Origin of the sequence: Halanaerobium saccharolyticum (assembly GCF_004362045.1) — a bacterium.
Classification (GTDB): Bacteria; Bacillota; Halanaerobiia; order Halanaerobiales; family Halanaerobiaceae; genus Halanaerobium; species Halanaerobium saccharolyticum_C.
The window spans coordinates 1-18,990 of record NZ_SNWX01000026.1 but is presented as its reverse complement, the minus strand read 5'-3'; the positions used below and the strand labels follow the sequence as shown (position 1 = coordinate 18,990).

The window sequence follows — 18,990 nt, the reverse complement described above, 5'->3', positions numbered from 1 at the left end:
TGACGGGATTTAAATCTATTTATTTTTTTAAATTACTCGACTGCATCTTCCATTTCTTTCTGACCCCATTCGGCTGCCTCTTCTGCAGTCCAGCCGCTTTCGGTCATTTTCATTATTGTTTGTCCTACAATAAACTGACTTGTTATATCCCCGATTTTAGGGAATACTTTTCCACCTACATAACCAAATTTGCCAATACTATTAAGTCCAGCTGCGATTTCTCCTGCTTTCTCTCCCCAAACTTCCAGAACTTTATTATTCTGATACTGTGGATCAGAAGCTATTGATGCTCTGACAGGGTTCATTCCTCCAGGCGCCATATGGAGAAATTTAATATAGTTATCTCCAGTTAACAGAAATTCGGCAAACATCTTGGCTCCATCCATTTGAGTATCTTCATTACCTTTTATAAAGGTTAGACCATTAATCTGACCAAAAACTGCATCTCTTGTTTTATGCATTTTGTTGGCAAATGCTGTTTTATCAACTAAATTTGGAATAATACTTCCTTTTTCACCTTTATATCCAGTTGCTTCCAGACCAATATCATCCATAATATAAGTTGAATACATCATCATTGGTACTCTACCTGCTAAATAAAGATCTCGTGCATCTCTCCAGCCATCTGGCCCAGGAGGAGTAAACTCAGCCAGTCTGCTGTAATAATCAAGAGTTTCTACCATTTCCGGTGAATTAAAGACTATATTTCCATTTTCATCAAAAATTCTGGCATTATTAGACAGAGCATACTGAGTGAAAGTCTGTCTGGCATAAGCATCTTTGTCTGTTCCAATTACAATTCCATACTGCTGCTGATCAGGTTTGTAAAATGCTTCTGCTGCTTTGATTATATTGTCCCAGGTTGTTGGGGGTTCTAGACCTTTTTCTTCAAATAAATCCTGACGATACCAGATTCCCTGAACCCAGCCGTGGAAAGGAACTCCAAAATAACCTTCCTCAGGACGGGAAAGCATTGTTAAACTTCCTTTAAAAAAGTCATCTTTGCCAATTTTATTAATTACTGTACTTACCTCATCACTGGCAACCATTCCTTCTGCACCCATTTTCATAATAACCTCAGAACCCATTTCTACAATTTCGGGTAAACGACCAGCGGCCATTCCAGCTACCAGTTTTGTAGGAATATCATTTTCCTGCACAGTAACTAATTCAATCTCAAAAGCAGGATGATTTGCTTCAAATTCTTTGATTAGAGAGTTAATAACTTCAACTCGATTTTCTTCAGTCTGAGTGGTCCAGTACTCAACTGTTGTCTTTGCAAAAACACCAGTGGTTAAAGCCAGCATCAGAACAGTTAATAAGATTAGTGTTAAAATTCTATTTTTTCTCAATTTTAGCCCTCCTAATAATTTTTGAAAAATTTAACTCAGACACAACTCCCCTTTATCCTTACAATTTTTATAATCTTTTACCACCTCCAAAATTAATAACAAAATTTATTGGTCAATCGTTTGACTAAAATGGTAAAAAAACCGCCTTTACTCTTTCATTTATAATTTCAGGCTGATTAGAGTTAATAAGCAGCCTAAATTATCTTAAATTAAATCTTTCTGACAGAACCCCTTTTTTTCAATTCACAGGGTAAATATATTTTTTTCTCTTCTAACTCTTCTCCCTTAATTACTTTATATAACATTTCCATTGACCGCCAGCCCAATTCTTCTTCCGGTTGAGAAATTGTAGCTAACTCGGGATCACTGGCTAAAGAAATTATATTATTATCAAAACCGATAACTGAAATATCATTAGGAACTTTAAGTCCGGCCTTTTTAATTGCCTTAATAGCCCCAACTCCCATTTCATCACTGGCAGCAAAAACAGCCGTAATAGAGCTATCTCTTTTTAATATTTCTTCCACTGCTTTGATACCACTCTGCAGTTTAAAGTCTCCCTCCACAATTAGTTCTTCGCGAACTTCAAGCTTATTATCATTAAGGGCCTGCTTATATCCCTGAATTCTATATAGACCTGACTCTTTGTCATCTGCATTACCACTTATCATGGCAATCTTTTGATGACCATTATTAATCAGATATTTTACTGCCCGATAAGATTCTTTAACATTATTAATATGAACAGACGGCAGATCCTCATCTACCTCTCTGGCTACAACAACTGTCGGTATTTCGGTCTCTCTTAATAATTTTTTGCAGCTAAAAGGCATCCGACCGCTGGCAAAAAGCAACCCATCCACCTGTTTTTCTTTGAGTAAGTTAATATATTTTAACTCTTCTTTTTCCTGACCCCCGGTAGTGGAAATAATCAGGCTGTAATCATATTTACTGGCTATATTTTCAATTCCACTGGCCACCCTGGCAAAATAAGTGTTAGCAAGATCACTGATAATTAACCCTATAGTATGTGTTTTTTTAGTTACCAGGCTGCGGGCAATTTGATTTGGCTTATAACCTAAATCTGCTGCAACCTGAAAGATTTCCTTTCTGGTTTCTTTACTTGCCTTTGGGATACCATTTAAAACTCTAGAAACTGTTGATTCAGTTACTCCCACTTTTTCTGCTATATCTTTTAGTGTGACAGCCATTTTCAATACCCCATTTATTTAAAATTTATATTTATTTAATCATCATCATCAAATAATTCGTTTAATTGTCATACTATTTTGATTTGTTTTTATCATAATACTATTTTTGTGATTAGTCAAGCGTTTGTTTAAAAATGATTAATGTTTTTTATAAATTTAAATTTAACTATCAACTGCTGGCTTGAATTTTATCTGCAGACTTCAGCCTCTACTTCACGAAACCGCGCACAGACAGCTCTGATTCCAGCATAATCTATCTCTTCTTCCAACTGTCCTTCTGCTAGTCTGGGCCGCTCAATTTCTTCTGCTTTTACGGGCAGATCATAAAAATTTTTGAGGCCTCCTACCTGGCAGAGGTGGCCATAACCGCAGTCAAAGCAGGCATATTCTCCTTTAATTTCAATCTTTTCTATAATTTCCAGGCGGGCGTCCTGCATAAATTCGATTCCATCTTCTATAACTCCAGCAGAATTACCATCACCACTGATTCCAATTAATACAGCCGGCTTATCTGCCAGGGGAAAATATTCATTATGGCGGGTACTAAAACAGATTCTTTCCCAGAAAGCTCTCCCCTTAGCATTCATTCCATCCCAGTATTCCGGGGCTCCAAAAACAATTCCTGCAGCCTGCTGCATAGCTTCTGACATCTGGTTGAGCTGGTCATCTTTAACACATTGATGAGATTCAACACATCCATTACAGCCATCACAGCTGAGTATTTCAAAGCTGGAGAGTGAATAAAAATCATAATCCTCTCCGCTGGCTTTGAGTATAGTCTTGACAGCCTTTTCGGTCACTTTATTTTCTCTACCTGCACTTATTCCAATCCACTTACCTGCTTCCACTCTTTGCCTCCTCAAAAAAATATTTTTTCAGCACTTCAAAAGTTATAAGCTCCTGGGGCAGCCTCAAATCTTTCTCCCAGGCCTTTTCCAGGCTGGCCGCTAGTTCAGCAAAATCCTGAGCTTGAAATTCGGCTGCCACCACAGCTAAAACATTTTTATTTTTATTCTGCCGCTTCTGTGAGGGATAAAACTTATTGGACTCTTCTACAAGCAGCTGATAGTATTCTTCCAGCAGTTCAATCTCATACTGCAGATATTTTTCTTTCAATGTTTTATAAATTGCAAATCCTTCCGGATCCAGATCACCGGCATAATAAATATTCAGCTCCTCAATTTTATTTCTTTTTTTCCGCTCATTGGCCAGCAAATTAACTCCCAGCAGTTCTTCTAAAAAGGAAAAACTGCTGACAATCTTTTTACCCTGACCGTAAATTACTGTATCAAAATTTTTAGCGAAAATATTAAATCCTGCTGCCAGGGCTTTTTTGGCACCAATAAAGGCCGAATGGTTTTCCATGATCAAAATATTTTTGATCTGAGTCGGGTCCTGAGTCCAGTAAACAAATAAATGGTTGTACTGCTGGGCCTTCAAATCAGCCAGACTTAACTTTAAATTATTTAAAAGTTTTTTTCCTTCTGCTCTGCTCAAAAATTTCTCGTCAGCAAATAATTCCAGAGAACGCTCTTCCCGGCTGGCCCACTCCCGCTCAGCTTTACTGTTTAAAAAGTTACAGAGACTAAAAAGTTTCTGTTTTAACTCTTCCGTCTGCTGCTCCGGTCTTTTTAAATAATAGTTCAAATTAAGATGCCGGGAAAGCCGCAAAATATCCTTATCTGACCAGTGTTGATGCTCTTTTTTTACCAGACGCCAGCGCTTTTTAAGCTGAGGCTGCCGCTGATTGAAATCCGAACTTTTAATTGTACTAATTTTATGGTTGGCTTCCAGCTTCTGCAGCAGCTGATAAAGTTTTTGATAACCACCGGCAGCCTGATAGGCAGAAACTCCACCCAGTTTTGTTTTAAAATAATCCTCCAGTTCTGCCAGCTCAAAACGCTTTCTATGGGCCAGCTCTTCTTTTCTAAATTTTTTAAACAACTTATTCCATTTTTCTTCTTCTTTCACCGGAAACCACCTGTCCTTTAACTACACCTCTGTTTTTCTGATCATCGGCAATCTCTAAAGCCCAGAATACGGGAAACCGCTCTGATATTTCTGTTTTAATAATCTCCGGAGCCGCAAAGGCTACCAGCTGAAAATTAAGCTTATCGGCAATTTTAAAGATCGGATCCAGCACATGGGCGGCCGAAGCCTTACCAAAGGGATTATCCAGAAAAAGTACTGTCCAGGGATTTGTGCGGTCAAAACGCTGCTTTTTGTAATTTAAAAGCATCATCATCATAAAGGCATTGATTGATAATGACTGACCACCACTGCCCTCAGGTGCATTACCCTTACCCTGAATTACAGCTTCCCAGTCAGAATAGAAATAATCCTCGGGTTTAGCATGCAGAAATTCGTTTTTCTCTGTCATCTTATAAACCTGGAGTACGGGATAACGGCCGCGCAGGGCCCGGGAGAAAAGTGCCGCATCTCCACAGTATTCTTTGAGCTGATAATCACTTAAACGCTCAACCTCAATCTCCTGTTCTTTAAACTTCTGCAGCAGTTCCAGAAAGTATTCCTTCAGTTCAGCCGTAATCTCTTCCTCAGTCTCAGGCAGCAGATCGCTGCGGCGCAGACGGACTAAAGGAAAAGCATAACCCCGCTGATTGTGATAAACCATATTGTTGATCATTTCCTGCATCGAAGTAATTAGGCGCATCACATGCAGGGCCGAACGCTCAGCCCACTGACTGCGGGCTCTTTCTGCCTCCGATTTATCTTCATCAATTCGATTCAGTTCATTGTTTAAATATTCCTTAAAGCTGCTCAGCATTTCGAAATTATACTGATAATCATTCATCCGGAAATTGTTGAGCAGTTTTTCGTTAATTCTACTGCGCAGAGTTTTATTTTCCACAATCTCTGCCACTTCATTTTTAAAACGGTAATAATTTTCTTCTGTTCTTTCTCTTAACTTCTGCAGTTTGGAACGAATATTTTCATAATCAGCAGTCCAGCTGTCAACCACAGCCGCCGGATCTTCCTTAAGTTCCTCTTTGATTCCGGCATTAAGCTCACCCTTTGCCGCCTCCAGCTGATAGTATTCGAGTTTATTGCTCAAATTGCTGTAATGAGAAATTTTATCTTTATAATTAATGATCATTTCCTTTAATTTTGACTGAAAATCTCTGGCTTCACTCAGCTCTTTTTTGATTTCCAGCTCTTTAACCTTTAAGTCCACATCTTCCCAGCTCTGAACCGAGCGCTGAAATCTCTCCTTGATTTCTGCTGCTTTTTCGCTTAAAACCCGGCTCTGATTATTAATTTCTCCGGTTCTAATATTAATTTCAGCCTCTAATTCTTTAATCTCAGCTTCCAGACTCTGCAGCTGGGTTTCTACTTCTTCCAGGCTGATTTTAAGTTTTTCCCGGGAGCGAAAATCATAGTCTCTTGTTTCCCAGTCAGCTGCCAGATTATTTAATTCTGCCTCTGATTCATTTAAAGCAGCCAGAGTTTTCTGCAGATCTTTGCGCAGATATTTTAATTCACTTTCTATCTCTGCTTCTTTTTTCTGCAGGTCAGTTATCTTTTGAAAATCCTGATAGGCCTCAGTTTCCTCTATTTTAATAAACTCTGGATAATTTTTAGAAGCTTTGTAGTCCTGGCCGGCTGACTCAGTTATTTTTAGAGTCTCTACCTCAGTTAAAACTTCTCGCAGCTGATTTTGAAAATTCTTTAGCTTCTGCTGCCAGTTTTCAAAATCATTATCCAGCTGCAGCAGTAATTTATCATTCTGACGCTGTTTATCTGAGTTTTCCTCCAGCCTGGATTCAAGTTTTTCAATTTCCGCTTCTGCCTGCTGATAACGGGACTTTTTCTGCTCTAAATTTTCTTTAGCTTCTATAAACTCTTCTATCTGTTCCAGATTGGTAGCATTTTCTTTAAGCTGCTCTTCTTTTTTCTCTATCCTGCCCCTGATAGAATTAATATTTTGAGCAGTATTACTCAGCCTGTGCTCATTTTTCTGCAGCGACTTCTGCAGTTCTTCCAGCTCAGCCTCTAGATTATCCAGCTCAGTTTTCAGCTCTGAAGCTTCCTTTTTCTGCAGCATCCCGGCTGCCTGATAGTTGAGTTCCTCCAGCTTATTTATCTTTGTCTCCAGAATCGAAGTCGTTTCGCTTATTTCTGCCTCTTTCTGCTTCAGACCGCTGTACCAGCTGCTGAAATTCTGATTATCCTCAATAAATTTTAACTCAGTTCCGCCCAGCACCTTAAAGGGAAGTTTTATTTCTTCCTGATCCAGCTGATGATTGATAAAAATTGGAACTGCATAATGCATCAGCTCTTCTAAGGAGAGATTCTGCTCTATTTTCTCCCAGTCTGACTGATAAACTACAACCAGCCCATAGGGCAGCTGCGGATATTTCTTTAACAGGTCTTCCCTGTCATCTCTCAGTTCAAATAGGAATTCACTGCCATAGTAAACTCTAATATTTAAGGCTTTAATTTTCTGATATAATTTCTGCTGCTCATGATTGGCCACCCAGTACTCCTGGTCATTTAAATTTAGATCAAGCTGGAGTTCAAAACTCTGGTTGTTTAGTTCCTTTAGCCGTTCTTTTTTCTCAGTAATTAACTTTAAAAGCTCATTTTTCTGCTGCTGCAGCCATTTTTTGCTGTAAAAATTATCGAATTTATCCAGCTCCAGATTCTTAACTAACAGGGAAAAAACCTTTTCTTCCTCCTGCTTCTGCTGCTGATAAAGCTCAGCCAGGTTGTCTCGATCTTTTTTTGCTTCTGCCAGCTTAACTTCCAGCTCCTGCTGTTTGTTTTTTAATTCTTTCTCTTTATCCATTTCCGTTTTTAAGTTTTCGTTGAGTTCGGCCAGCTTTTTCTCCAGCTCATCTTTTTTCTTTTTCAATTCCTCTAGCAGATAGCGCGGAGTCTCCAGCTGCAGAGGATTAAAAAATTGGGCCAGCCTCTTCTGCTCTGTCTCAAATTTTTCTTTTTTAAATTCATAGTCAGCAATAATTCTTTCCTGATCCCGGAGCAGATTTTTAAGATCTTTTTCCCGCTGGATCAGAGTTTTAGTTTCTGATTTTAAATACTTCTGATGGGAATAATAATCGGCTGCACTTCTCTGCAGCTTGTTTTTTAGCTGCTGATAATTTTCCTGCAGTCTGGATTTTATTTTTTCAATCTCCGCTTCCACTTCTTTAAACTCACTGCGTTCCTTTAAGTTAGAAATTTTCTGCTGGGTCTCTGCTGCTTCCTGCTGCAGCTTTTGATATTTGAGATATTCCAGATTGAGCTGATACTGGAGCCTGTTCTCTTCTAAGGCGGCTTCTCTTGCTTTCAGCTCTTCCAGCTGTTTTTGCTGCTGCTGCTGCAGATCCTTTAGTTCTTTTAATTCTCTGGCTTTATCCACATATTTTAAGTTTTCCCGGGCAAAATTTAAATCCCTAATTTCCTTTTCCGCTGCTTGTAAATCACTCTCACTGCGGCGCAGCTCATTTTCCAGAAAAGTCCTGCGGTCTGCAATTCCCCGCAGATAATTGTTACCTCTTTCTCTAATCATGGTCTTCGTTTTCTTCAGCCGCAGACCCTGTTCGGCATCACTTAACAGCGGTTCCACCATCTGATCTAAATTCTGCAGATCTTCGGTCCGGGAAATCAATTCCGGCAGGTTTTCTGCAATCTTGATATTATCAACAAAAATATTGATCAGAGAATTCTGTTCTGATTCTCCCCGATAGGAAATACTCTCACTGACTGCCGGAATAATCAGCTGTTCAAAAAGTGCCTTATTATCCCTGGCCTGAGAAAAATATTTTTCCAACCCACCCTCACTGCGGTTGATGTTTTTCATGATCTCCCACTCGGAGCGGTAAATTCCGTGGCTGCTTAAGTACTGATAGTATTCGGAGTTGAGGCTGGAAACAGCTGTTTTCGAAAACTTCATAAAGTCACTGCGGTTCTGATCGATAAATTCTTCCAGTTTATCATATTCTAAAACCTGATCACTGCTTTTAGTATACAGAGGTAGATTTTCCAGGCCAAAACGGCTCTGACCCTGATACTGATGAGTATAGAGAAAATATTTTAAACCGACCTTTCCCTCCTGGTCAGAGGTGCTCTGCTGCTTGTGGGCTGAAACACAGATCCCGGCCAGCAGTTTTTTATCCTCTTTCCCATCAAGTCTCCACTCCAAAACTACGTGGAAGCTATAGGGCTGAAAAACCTGGTAGCGGTCATAAAACATTCCCTCCAGCTTATTACCATTCCGCTTACCCCAGGCGGTTCCGGGCAGCATCAGCTGTGAAATCAGCTGGAGCATAACTCCTTTCCCACTCCCATTCTGGAGGGTAAAAAGAGTATGGTCAGCCTCCAGATCAAAGATTGAGTTGCGGTGCTGTTTCTGAAATCCATCATATTTATTTCCGGTAATCCTTATTTTACTCAGTCTGGGCATCTTTATTTTCCTCCTGCTCAATTTTACTGCGGGTTTCTCTGATTAAATCCATAAATTGGTTGTATCTTTTCTGATCATGGTAAATCTCATCCAGGCGTTCATAAAGTTGAGGCCGGGGAATGATTTTAAGTTCATCACTCTGATCAATGATCAATCCCTGTTCAGTTAAGGGTTTTAAGGCGGTGTTAATAAAGGAAAGGCGGTTACCTCTGGTCCTGGTCACATCTATAGTCTCATCTACCTGACTCAACTTATATTCGTTAAACTCGGTCAGCCAGAGCTCTGCCACCTCTTCAACTGCAATTGACCATTCCTCGGCAAAACTGTGATCTTCCTTTTTGCGCTGCTGCCAGCTCTCCAGAGTCGAGGTTACCAGATCAGAAAGACGGTGGTAGCTTACACCTTCCTCTTCCCAGCGAATCCGGACATGGCTTTCTTTATCTACCTCTGCCAGAAAAATTGAAATAATGATATTGGCCAGGTAAAAATATCTTTTGCGCTTTAAGCCCGAATACTTACTTTTCATCTGAGTATAGGAGTTGGCAAAACTTGAACCCCTGGCCTTTGAGATCAAGTGTACATTTCTGGCTGTAGCAAAAACCTTGAGCCCGGCCTCAGCTGCCATCGTATTAACAATATTATGTACTTCACTGTCACTGCGATACTTTTCCGCCAGCGGCTCAGAAGCAGAAATTATCTGCTCATCCAGTAGTTTAAAAAACAAAGCTGCTCCTTTTTCTAACTGTTCCTGATTAAAAGCCATTTTATTCTTCCTCCAGATAAATTTTATAGGGTGAAATGATAAACTGATCCAGAAGCTTTAATTTTTCTGCCCCGGCATCTAGTTCTGCTTTAACTCTTTTACCTGCCAGCTCTGCGAAATCTTCGTTTTTCTCTGTCAGACGTTTAAATAAGAGCAGCCGCTCATCAAGTCCCGGGTATTCCTCAACCAGTCTTAATTTGATATCGGTGATAATAAACATCATAAATAATTCCAGATTAATTTCCTGACTCAGCCAGCGCTCCTTTTCCGCCAGGGGCAGCTGATTGAGCTGATTTAAATTAAACTCGCCCTTTTCTTTTAATTCCTTAAAAACATCCTGCCAGAGATCTAAAATCAGCTCCCAGTCAAATTCCCGTTTTGGTGCTGCTTCGACCTCAAATTCTTCCAGTTCTGCCTCAGATTCTTCTAAATAACTGTAGAGCTGCTGTTCTGACCAGGCCCAGGCTAAAGGAAAAATAAAGTCCTGGGCCGGTGAAAATAGGGGGTTGAGCATTTCTTCCAGCAGCTCCATCCGGGGCAGTCCTTCCTGTAAGATGGTATTCTGCCAGAAGTCTTTTTTGAAACTGAGGCGGGAAGTCTTCCAGAAAATATCAGGGTTATCCCTACGAATCTGCAGTTCAAGGGAAAGATTAGAAATTGTAAGCTCGGCCAGCCGATCGTGTAGGGATCGAGCTCGCTCCAGCTCTTCAAAAAGCAGTTCCCCTTCTTTTCGATTTACATTCTCAAAGGTATCGAGCCTGTCCCGCCAGACAAAAATATCATTAAAAACTTTTTTTTCATCTTTAAACTGTTCTCTAACCTCGGCTTCCGTTCGCCGTTTGCGCTCTTTATAGGCTGAAAATATGAGACCCGGATTGCGCAGAATATCCTCCCGCCAGTCCTTTTCCTTTTTGATTAAATTACGAACCCGGGCAATTAGGTTGCTGACACTGCTTTTGGCTTCGGTAAAGTTGCCATTTTTGATCAGCTGCAGGGTATAAAACTGCTCCAGGTCAAAACCAAATTCCTCTAAAATTTCTCTGGTGATAAAAATAATTTCCTGAGCAGTTTCGGAGAGCATATAGACTGTGCTCCCACCTTCCTGCCAGTTAGAGGCTTCGCGGTCGGGAATTAAATAGCGGTATTTAAATTCTCTGATTTTCCCGGCCTTTTCATCATAAATCCGGGCAGTAAAATAAGACTGCTGTTTTGGATCCCCGGAATAGAGAACTCCATCCACCAGCCTCTCAATTTCTTCCAGATTAAGCGGCAATTTCATCTCTTTAACCACTTCTGTAGTCATTGAAATCAGATCACGTCTCTGCCGCTGACCGTTATTATTAATTTCCCGCTTAAAAACCTTAAGCAGCAGATATAGGGCAATCTGGTGGGAATAATCATTTAAAGCTCCCACATCCATTCCCCGCCCCAGCTGTGAAATCGCAGTTGTCTTTTTTAAACGCTCATGTAAACCTGTATTGGCTCTATCCATAAAAATCAACTCCAGAATAATAATCTTTCATTAATATTTATTCTATTTTGACTGGCTTCTTCCTGCTTTTAAAGCAAAATTACTCAAAAAAACAGCTCTCGCTTAAGAAAGCTGCTTCTAAAACTTAGATATTCTGATTTACATATTTAATATAATCAAGATAATATTTAACTAACTTATCAAGATTTTGATAAACAACTTTATCATTAACCTTCTCGTATTCATGAACCAGTCGGTTTCTAATTCCGGTACTGGGGGCAATATCTCTGGCAAATTCTTCTGGTAAAATCTCCAGTTCAACTAATTCCAGAAATGAAGAATAATAATCCTGGGCGGGATAGTGATCTGATTTTTTTATTAAAACATTATTAATATCCAGAGCTAAATCAATAATTAGCTGAATTAAACGCTCAATCGCATACCGCTTAAGCTGATCATTTTTATATTCCTTATATGTTTCAGGTTTAAATTCTTCTAATTCACTAATGTATTCTTCCATTTTAATCAGTTTATTTACTATTATTTCGCTCATTAACGCCTCACCTCAAGCTTTTTCTCCAGAGTTTTTCTGCGATCATCACGCAGAAACTTTGTATCAGCATAAATAGCAGCAGCATAAATGCTGAACTCTTCAAATTTTTTCTCACTGCCATATAATAATCTTCCCTTTTTAGCCACCTCTACCTTTAAAACTGGTTCAGCTTTGGCTAAATTAACTAAATCAAGATCACCACGCTGATAAAATTGAGATAATTTTTTTAAAAGCTCTAACTCCTTTTCTTCTGCCAAAATCTTAGAGCTTTTATAAGCCAGGTCCAGGTCACTTTCCGGCTTGTTCACATTTTCAGCATAGGATCCAAAAACAATAAATAATTCTATATTATACTTTTCAATAATAGCTGCTGGCACTTCTAAATCCATAGCATCACCCCATTTATTAAATTATACATCATTTAAAGTAATTTAAAAAGAAAACCAGCTCTCAATTAAGAAAGCTGTTTGTTTTTTAATTATAAATTATTGAGTTTTTCCCAGGCTTCTTTTTGAACTGGAATTCCCTTTTCAAGATTTTCCTGCCGCCGCAGATAAGTTCCTTCTCCTGGATAAGTCGGTTTTTGTTCGGGATCAACTCTCTCTGCCGAATGAATAGAATCAACAGTCTGTTCAGTTGTTTCTTCGTTGATTTTATCCTCCATATCAAAAACCAGAAAAAGCTGAGAAACCGCATGCTCTTTTTCTTTTTTTCCAATTAAAAAAGTATTTAAACCTCCAGAAAGTAGGGCGGAAAATAGATCAAGCATCATCGAAAGTCCGGAACCCTTCCAGTAGCCGGCAGGAAGCGGCCGCATTGTTTCTAAAATTTCGCCCGGATCAGTGGTCAATTCTCCTGCTTTGTTATAACCACCGGGATAGGGTAAATCCTTATTTTTCATCTCATATTCGCCCAGAGTTCCATAGGCATACTGAGAAACCGCCATATCCAGAACAATATGTTTTTCCTGGCGCGGAATCGCCATCACCAGTGGATTATTCCCCAGTTTTGACTCCTTAGCTCCCCAGGGTGGTAAATTGGGTAGAGTATTGGTAAAACAGATTGCACCACAGCCTGCTTCTGCTGCCTGCCAGCCGTAGGTGCCGCCCCGCATCCAGTGATTTGTATTGCGCAGAGCCATCACTGCTACACCTTCTTTTTTGGCTTTAGCAACTGCTTTTTCCATTATCTGATGAGCATTTAAAGCTCCTGGCCCCAGATTGCCATCATAAATTTCAATATTCCCATTAGCCTCAACTTTTTCGGGCTCTGCTTCAATATCTACATAGCCCTCGTCAATCATCATTATAAACTCGGGAAACCTGTTAATTCCATGTGACTGAAAACCGTCCAGACTGCTGTCTGCAAAAATTTTAGCAGCAAGTTCTGCTTTTTTATGCTCAAAACCTCGATCCAGCAGAACTTCTAAAAATTTATCATATAATTTTTGATACTTAATTCTCATTTCCGATCATCCCTTTCCTGAGCTCTTTATAAATATTTTTTCTCGATTTGCTTCAGATCTGATTTCAATTTCTTAACTTGATTATCAGTTAAACTTCCTATCGGCTCCCGGCTGTAAGCCGGCTTAAAACCTCTAAACTCCATAGCTTTCTTATAATAAGCCAGGTTGCTGCCTCCTTTTAAGACCCTGCCGATGACAGTAGTAGCCTGCTGCATTTTACGGGCTGTTTTTAAATCTCCCGCTTCCAGCGCCTGATAAAGTTTAACAAAAATCTCGGGGAAAACATTGGAATGGCCGGAAACTACAGCTTTAGCACCATATAAAAAGGCCGGGTAGGCAAGTAAATCATTACCCATTATAATATCGAAATCATCCTGGCTCTGATCAATCAAAGTATAAAGCCTTTCCAGATCAGCCATACTGTTTTTGATTCCGATAATATTTTTTGTCTGACTCAATTCTGCCACAGAATCCGGCAGCAGATCATTAGTAGTATAGGAAGGTAAATTATAGAGATACAAATTCAATTCCGGAGCTGCCAGCTCAGCAAGCTGCTGATAATAATCTATCATCTGCTGCTGAGAAAAATGGTAATAAAAAGGTGTTACCGCTCCCAGGCCGGCAATATCTATATTTTTTGCAAAATCAATCATCTCTGCAGCCTGATCCATTCTCAAATCTCCGACATGCATGAAAATCGGAATCCGACCGGCAGTATGTTCAACAACAGTTTTGGCCACCTTTTTTCTCTCTTCTAAGTCCATTAAAAACACTTCGGCGGCTGTCCCCAGTATGTAAAGTGAATCAACTTCTGCCTCAATCAAAAAATCAAGATGTTCCTTTAAAAATTCATAATCAGCTGTTCCCTCTTTTTTAAATGGGGTCATTAAAGCTGGGACAATTCCTTTTAATCTCTCCATTCTAACACTTCCCTCTGCATTTTTTGTTTAAAAAATAATTCACTCAAGTCTTATAACCTTACTATAAAGTTATTATAACATAAAAAAGAAGGAGATATTAATAACTCCCCTTCCTTTCGTTAAATATTTTTATACTGCAATTGATTTTAAGTTTTAACTGGACAGCCAGCCCCCATCAACCGGAATCATACTTCCATGCACATAATCAGAAGCTTTAGAAGCCAGGAAAATAGCTGCTCCTTTTAAATCATCATTCTGTCCCCAGCGTCCGGCCGGAATTCTGCTTAAAATACTCGCATTCCTTTCTTCGTCCTCTCTTAAGGGAGCAGTATTATTAGTAGCTATATACCCGGGAGCAATAGCATTTACATTAATTCCTTTTGCCGCCAGCTCATTACAGAATGATTTTGTAATCCCCGCTACTGCATGTTTGCTGGCAGTATAGGCAGGAACAAATTTACCTCCCTGGTAAGATAACATAGAAGCTGTATTAATTACCTTACCTTTAATCTCATTTTCCACAAAATAATTTGCTGTTTTTTGAGTTAATAAAAATAGATTTCTTAAATTAACTGTCATTACAGCATCCCAGTCGGCAGCTGAAAATTCTAGAATAGGATCGCGTCTAATAATCCCGGCATTGTTAACCAGGATATCAATTCTGCCATACTCACTGAGAGCTGCTTCGATTATTTTATCTAAATTCTCTTCTTCCATTAAATCAGCCTGAATTCCCAGAAACTTCTGACCTGTTTTGCTTTCTATAGCTGTTTTTATCTCACTTAAATCACTGCGGGCAACTCCCGCTATATCGGCACCTGCTTCTGCCAGACCTTCTGCAACTGCATAACCGATTCCCTTTTTACTAGAGCAGCCTGTAACAATAGCAACTTTTCCTTCTAAGTTGAATAAATCCATATTATCTCTCCCTCGAAATTTTATGATTATTAATCTTGCCTGATCAAAAATATTTTAAGCATAAAATAACTTATACTTTTATTCTAATACTCTTACTTTAAAACATCCATCGGAACATGGTCCATATCAGTAAATGTCTGATTTTCTCCAGCCATACCCCAGATAAAGCTGTAATTTTTGGTACCTACTCCGGAGTGAATCGAATAGCTGGGACTGATTACGGCCTGCTTATTTCTAACTACAATATGCCGGGTTTCATCTGGTTCGCCAAATAAATGGAATAAAACATTATCAGCTTCAATATCGAAATAAAAGTAAACTTCCATTCTGCGGTCATGAGTATGGCAGGGCATGGTATTCCAGTTGTTATTTTCTTTTATTTTGGTCATCCCCATTACTAACTGACAGCTCTGAACTCCTCCGGGATGAATATATTTATAAAGATCTCTTAAATTACATTTTTCTTTTTCTCCTAAATGCTCAGCCTGAATGTCGCTTAAAGCTATTTTCTTATCTGGATATTTTTTGTGAGCCGGAGTGCTGTTAAAATAAAAATTAGCTGCTTTTTCCCCGTTTTCACTTATAAAAGAAATTTCTTTACTCCCCTTACCTAAATATAGACCTTCTCCAGAATCGAGGCTGTATTTTTCTCCATCAACTATTACCTGACCTGGGCCGCCAATGTTGATTATTCCCATTTCTCTTCTTTCCAGAAAGTAATTAGCTCCAATCTCTTTATCTACCTCGATCTTAAGTTCTTTAGTTTCAGGAACTGCAGAACCAATTACTATTCTATCAATATGGCTGTAAATAAGTTTAATTTCATCTTCCTTAAAAAGATCATCAACCAAAAAATCATTTCTGAGTTCATCTGTGGTCATCCTCTTAAAATTTCTTGCATGTACCGGATATCTAACGTCCATAATATTCCTCCTATGTTTTTTTGAGATTTAATTAAACAAATTTGGTAAAAAAGTAGTTAATGTTGGAATAAAAGTTACTAAAAGCACTACTAAAATCATACCCGGCCATAAAATCATGGTTGATTTAGCCGTTTTTTCCATTGTAGTTTTACCTACCGAACAGCCGACAAACAATCCTGTTCCAACCGGGGGTGTGGTTAAACCGATTCCTAAATTAAGTAATAAAACCACAGCAAAGGTTATAGAACTCATGCCTAAAGACTGAACAACAGGTAATAAAACCGGGGTCACAATAACTATCAAAGGTGCAACATCCATTACCATTCCCAGTAAAATAAGTAAGACATTAATTAAAAGAAAAATAATTATTCTATTTGTAGTCAGTGATAAAAAGAAATTTGTTACCAGAGCCGGCACCTGCAGATAGGTAATAATCCAGCCAAAAGCAGAAGCAGCACCAATCAGAAATAAGACAGTACAGATAGTTTTTACACTTTCTACAACTATTGGGAATAGATCTTTAAAAGTAATTTCTTTATAAATGAAAATCCCTAAAAATGCAGCATATAAGACCGCAATTGCTGAGGCCTCAGTTGCAGTAAAAATACCAAAGGCAATTCCTCCCACAATTATGACAGCAGCCAGTAAACTCAGCAAACCATCTTTTGTAATCTGGACAGACTCCTTAAATGATGGTCTCTGCTCACGCGGATAACCTCTTTTGATAGCAATAAAATAACTGGTGATCATCAGGGATAAACCAACCATAATCCCTGGTATGTAGCCAGCTAAAAACAAATCTGCAATCGAAACTCCCCCAGCTGCCATTGCAAAAATTATCATATTATGACTGGGTGGTATAATAATACCCTGAGTTGAAGAGGCAACAGTAATCGCAGTAGCAAATTCGCGATCATAGCCTTTTTCTACCATCATAGGAATCATAATTGGACCGGTGGAAGAAATATCTGCAATTGCAGATCCAGAAACTCCACCAAAAAACATTGACTGTACACAATTTACCATAGCCAGTCCCCCTTTAAAAGGACCAACTAAAATATAAGCAAAATCAACTATTCTTTTTGCTATTCCCCCTTTAGCCATTATTGAACCGGCTAAGACAAACAAGGGGATTGCGATTAAAGGAACAGATTGAACTCCTCGTGCAATTCTCTGGGCTACGATTAAGGGTGGAATCCCCATAGCCATCGCTGTTAATAAAGATGATGTAGCCAGGCAAAAAGCTATAGGAAGTCCAATTACCAGAAAAAATGAGAATGTAGAAACTAAAACCCAGATTGGTTCCATAAATTACTACCTCCTAGTCTTCATTTAAATAATAAAGTCTAATTCGATTTATTAAATTTATAATAGCAAATAAAGCCATCAGTACTGCTGTCACAGGTATAATTGCATATGTAAAACCAATCGGAATTCTGAGAGCGGACAGAGTTCCCCCAGTTTTAAGTGTCATAGTTAAACCATAGTTAAAAAACAGAATAGAGAAAATAGCAATAATCAAATCACTTAATACTCTAACCCAGATTGTTACACCTGCAGGTAAACTATCTACTACAAAATTTAAGCCGATATGTCGATTATCCCAGACAGCTCCACTTGCTCCTAAAAATACTATCCACATCATCATAATAACTGATAATTCCTGCAGCCAGAATACTCCTGTGTTTAAAACATATCTAAAAAATATCTGAGCACTAATTACAGTTGTTAATAAAATAATCATTACTGAAGTAAGATAAGTAAGATACCTTTCAATTTTATCTATCACTAAAATTAATCTATCCATTTTAATAATCCTTCCTTTTTAAGAATCCGATTATGACCCACCTGGATCATAACCGGATTAATTTTAAGATTATTATTCATAATTTACGATTGATTCGATTAACTGTTCTCCATTAGGAATCTGCTGGCCGTATTTTTCATAAATTGGAGTTACTACTTTCTGGAAATCCTTAATATTGTCTACTTCATTAAAGATCATGCCTTCTTCTTTTAATTTCTTCTTAGCCTGACCCACATAATCTCCCCAGATACTTGATTGATAAATTGCAGTTGCTTCTGCAGCATCCATTATCGCCGCTTTTGTTTCTTCATCTAAGTCTGCAAAAAGATCATTTCTCATGATTAAAATATCGGGTATAGAAACATGACGGGTATAAGAATAATATTCGGCTACTTCCTGCATGTTAAAGGTTAGAACTGTAGGTATATTATTTTCCCAGCCGTCGATTACTCCCTGCTGTAAAGCTACATAAACTTCGCCCTGACCCATTGGCACTGCTGTTGCTCCAAAAGCATTGATGGTTTCAATTAAAGGCTGACTTCCCATAACTCTAATCTGTAATCCTTCTAAATCTTCCGGCTTTCTAATCGGACGAACAGTATTAGTAACACTTCTAAACCCAGCGTCAAAGAAACTTAAGCCTTTAAAACCATGATCCTCTAAGTCGGCCATTAGATTTTTACCAATAGGACCTCTTACTACAGCATGCTGATGGTCGATATCTCTAAATATAAATGGTAGACTTAAAACCTGCAGGCTTTCGGAAAATTGTCCCAGAGGAGCAGAAGAAACTTTTGCCATATCAACAGTTCCCAGCTGTAACCCTTCAATATAATCCTGCTCTTCTCCCAGCTGACCACCGGCAAAAATTGTAATTTCTACTTCTCCATCTGTATTCTGATTTACTCTTTCTGCAAAAAATTCTAAAGAACTATGAACTGGATGAGATTCCGGTAAAACTGATGCTAGAGACCACTCATAAGTTGCAGCAAAAGTCATCACAGTGTTAGCCATTAATAGGACAAAAACAAAAATACTGATCAAAATTAATTTCTTAAATTTCATTTTATTCCTCCTAGGTTTTATTACGTTACGTCAAATCTAATAGTTTTTTTAAAAATATTAATAGTTATCATGGTTGTCAGGTTAGAAATCTGCATTAAATGCAGGAATCCCTCCCCCT

Annotated in this window: 16 protein-coding genes; all 16 read right to left on the bottom strand. The window is 38.6% G+C overall.

Annotated elements, in window-relative coordinates:
- Positions 1 to 32: 32 nt before the first annotated feature.
- Positions 33 to 1,352 (bottom strand): ABC transporter substrate-binding protein, encoded by a 1,320-nt coding sequence (locus DFR79_RS12675; RefSeq protein WP_133515849.1) that lies wholly within the window; start codon positions 1,350 to 1,352, stop codon positions 33 to 35.
- Between the two features lie 209 nt (positions 1,353 to 1,561).
- Positions 1,562 to 2,563 carry a LacI family DNA-binding transcriptional regulator gene (locus DFR79_RS12670; protein ID WP_133515848.1) on the bottom strand — a complete coding sequence of 334 codons (1,002 nt, stop codon included), beginning with the start codon at positions 2,561 to 2,563 and terminating at the stop codon, positions 1,562 to 1,564.
- Between the two features lie 188 nt (positions 2,564 to 2,751).
- Positions 2,752 to 3,411, bottom strand: coding sequence for a flavodoxin family protein (locus DFR79_RS12665; protein WP_166638052.1), 660 nt, complete (start codon positions 3,409 to 3,411; stop codon positions 2,752 to 2,754).
- Positions 3,398 to 4,534 (bottom strand): Wadjet anti-phage system protein JetD domain-containing protein, encoded by a 1,137-nt coding sequence (locus DFR79_RS12660; protein WP_133515846.1) that lies wholly within the window; start codon positions 4,532 to 4,534, stop codon positions 3,398 to 3,400. Before DFR79_RS12660 ends, DFR79_RS12665 begins: the two co-directional genes overlap by 14 nt.
- Positions 4,509 to 8,987, bottom strand: coding sequence for a hypothetical protein (locus tag DFR79_RS12655; RefSeq protein WP_133515845.1), 4,479 nt, complete (start codon positions 8,985 to 8,987; stop codon positions 4,509 to 4,511). Before DFR79_RS12655 ends, DFR79_RS12660 begins: the two co-directional genes overlap by 26 nt.
- Positions 8,971 to 9,750, bottom strand: coding sequence for a DUF6063 family protein (locus tag DFR79_RS12650; RefSeq protein WP_133515844.1), 780 nt, complete (start codon positions 9,748 to 9,750; stop codon positions 8,971 to 8,973). The genes DFR79_RS12655 and DFR79_RS12650 overlap by 17 nt, the downstream gene beginning before the upstream one ends.
- Before the next feature lies 1 nt (position 9,751).
- Complete coding sequence (locus DFR79_RS12645) at positions 9,752 to 11,242, bottom strand: hypothetical protein (protein ID WP_133515843.1); 1,491 nt, start codon at positions 11,240 to 11,242, stop codon at positions 9,752 to 9,754.
- A 124-nt stretch (positions 11,243 to 11,366) separates the two neighbouring features.
- The gene (gene hepT, locus DFR79_RS12640) at positions 11,367 to 11,774 is read right to left on the bottom strand and encodes a type VII toxin-antitoxin system HepT family RNase toxin (protein WP_133515842.1); all 408 of its coding nucleotides are present in this window, start codon (positions 11,772 to 11,774) and stop codon (positions 11,367 to 11,369) included.
- Complete coding sequence (gene mntA, locus DFR79_RS12635) at positions 11,774 to 12,163, bottom strand: type VII toxin-antitoxin system MntA family adenylyltransferase antitoxin (RefSeq protein WP_133515841.1); 390 nt, start codon at positions 12,161 to 12,163, stop codon at positions 11,774 to 11,776. The genes hepT and mntA overlap by 1 nt, the downstream gene beginning before the upstream one ends.
- Positions 12,164 to 12,252: 89 nt before the next feature.
- Complete coding sequence (yiaK, locus tag DFR79_RS12630; protein WP_133515840.1) at positions 12,253 to 13,239, bottom strand: 3-dehydro-L-gulonate 2-dehydrogenase; 987 nt, start codon at positions 13,237 to 13,239, stop codon at positions 12,253 to 12,255.
- A 26-nt stretch (positions 13,240 to 13,265) separates the two neighbouring features.
- On the bottom strand, positions 13,266 to 14,159 hold the full coding sequence (locus DFR79_RS12625; protein ID WP_133515839.1) for a dihydrodipicolinate synthase family protein: 894 nt from the start codon (positions 14,157 to 14,159) through the stop codon (positions 13,266 to 13,268).
- 153 nt (positions 14,160 to 14,312) lie between these two features.
- Positions 14,313 to 15,077: a 2-dehydro-3-deoxy-D-gluconate 5-dehydrogenase KduD gene (gene kduD, locus DFR79_RS12620; protein ID WP_133515838.1), complete on the bottom strand. Its 765-nt coding sequence runs from the start codon at positions 15,075 to 15,077 to the stop codon at positions 14,313 to 14,315.
- 92 nt (positions 15,078 to 15,169) lie between these two features.
- Positions 15,170 to 16,000, bottom strand: coding sequence for a 5-dehydro-4-deoxy-D-glucuronate isomerase (gene kduI, locus DFR79_RS12615; RefSeq protein ID WP_133515837.1), 831 nt, complete (start codon positions 15,998 to 16,000; stop codon positions 15,170 to 15,172).
- A gap of 27 nt (positions 16,001 to 16,027) precedes the next feature.
- On the bottom strand, positions 16,028 to 17,308 hold the full coding sequence (locus tag DFR79_RS12610) for a TRAP transporter large permease (protein ID WP_133515836.1): 1,281 nt from the start codon (positions 17,306 to 17,308) through the stop codon (positions 16,028 to 16,030).
- A gap of 13 nt (positions 17,309 to 17,321) precedes the next feature.
- Entirely contained in the window at positions 17,322 to 17,807 is a 486-nt protein-coding gene (locus DFR79_RS12605; protein ID WP_133515835.1) for a TRAP transporter small permease, read from the bottom strand.
- A gap of 72 nt (positions 17,808 to 17,879) precedes the next feature.
- The gene (locus DFR79_RS12600) at positions 17,880 to 18,872 is read right to left on the bottom strand and encodes a TRAP transporter substrate-binding protein (protein ID WP_133515834.1); all 993 of its coding nucleotides are present in this window, start codon (positions 18,870 to 18,872) and stop codon (positions 17,880 to 17,882) included.
- Between the last annotated feature and the right edge of the window lie 118 nt (positions 18,873 to 18,990).

Bases quoted from the DNA above. Each gene is read 5' to 3' on its own strand.
- DFR79_RS12670 (WP_133515848.1), bottom strand. From the start codon at position 2,563: ATGGCTGTCACACTAAAAGATATAGCAGAAAAAGTGGGAGTAACTGAA.
- DFR79_RS12655 (WP_133515845.1), bottom strand. From the start codon at position 8,987: ATGCCCAGACTGAGTAAAATAAGGATTACCGGAAATAAATATGATGGA.
- DFR79_RS12650 (WP_133515844.1), bottom strand. From the start codon at position 9,750: ATGGCTTTTAATCAGGAACAGTTAGAAAAAGGAGCAGCTTTGTTTTTT.
- DFR79_RS12645 (WP_133515843.1), bottom strand. From the start codon at position 11,242: ATGGATAGAGCCAATACAGGTTTACATGAGCGTTTAAAAAAGACAACT.
- hepT (WP_133515842.1), bottom strand. From the start codon at position 11,774: ATGAGCGAAATAATAGTAAATAAACTGATTAAAATGGAAGAATACATT.
- mntA (WP_133515841.1), bottom strand. From the start codon at position 12,163: ATGGATTTAGAAGTGCCAGCAGCTATTATTGAAAAGTATAATATAGAA.
- yiaK (WP_133515840.1), bottom strand. From the start codon at position 13,239: ATGAGAATTAAGTATCAAAAATTATATGATAAATTTTTAGAAGTTCTG.
- DFR79_RS12625 (WP_133515839.1), bottom strand. From the start codon at position 14,159: ATGGAGAGATTAAAAGGAATTGTCCCAGCTTTAATGACCCCATTTAAA.
- kduD (WP_133515838.1), bottom strand. From the start codon at position 15,077: ATGGATTTATTCAACTTAGAAGGAAAAGTTGCTATTGTTACAGGCTGC.
- kduI (WP_133515837.1), bottom strand. From the start codon at position 16,000: ATGGACGTTAGATATCCGGTACATGCAAGAAATTTTAAGAGGATGACC.
- DFR79_RS12610 (WP_133515836.1), bottom strand. From the start codon at position 17,308: ATGGAACCAATCTGGGTTTTAGTTTCTACATTCTCATTTTTTCTGGTA.
- DFR79_RS12605 (WP_133515835.1), bottom strand. From the start codon at position 17,807: ATGGATAGATTAATTTTAGTGATAGATAAAATTGAAAGGTATCTTACT.
- DFR79_RS12600 (WP_133515834.1), bottom strand. From the start codon at position 18,872: ATGAAATTTAAGAAATTAATTTTGATCAGTATTTTTGTTTTTGTCCTA.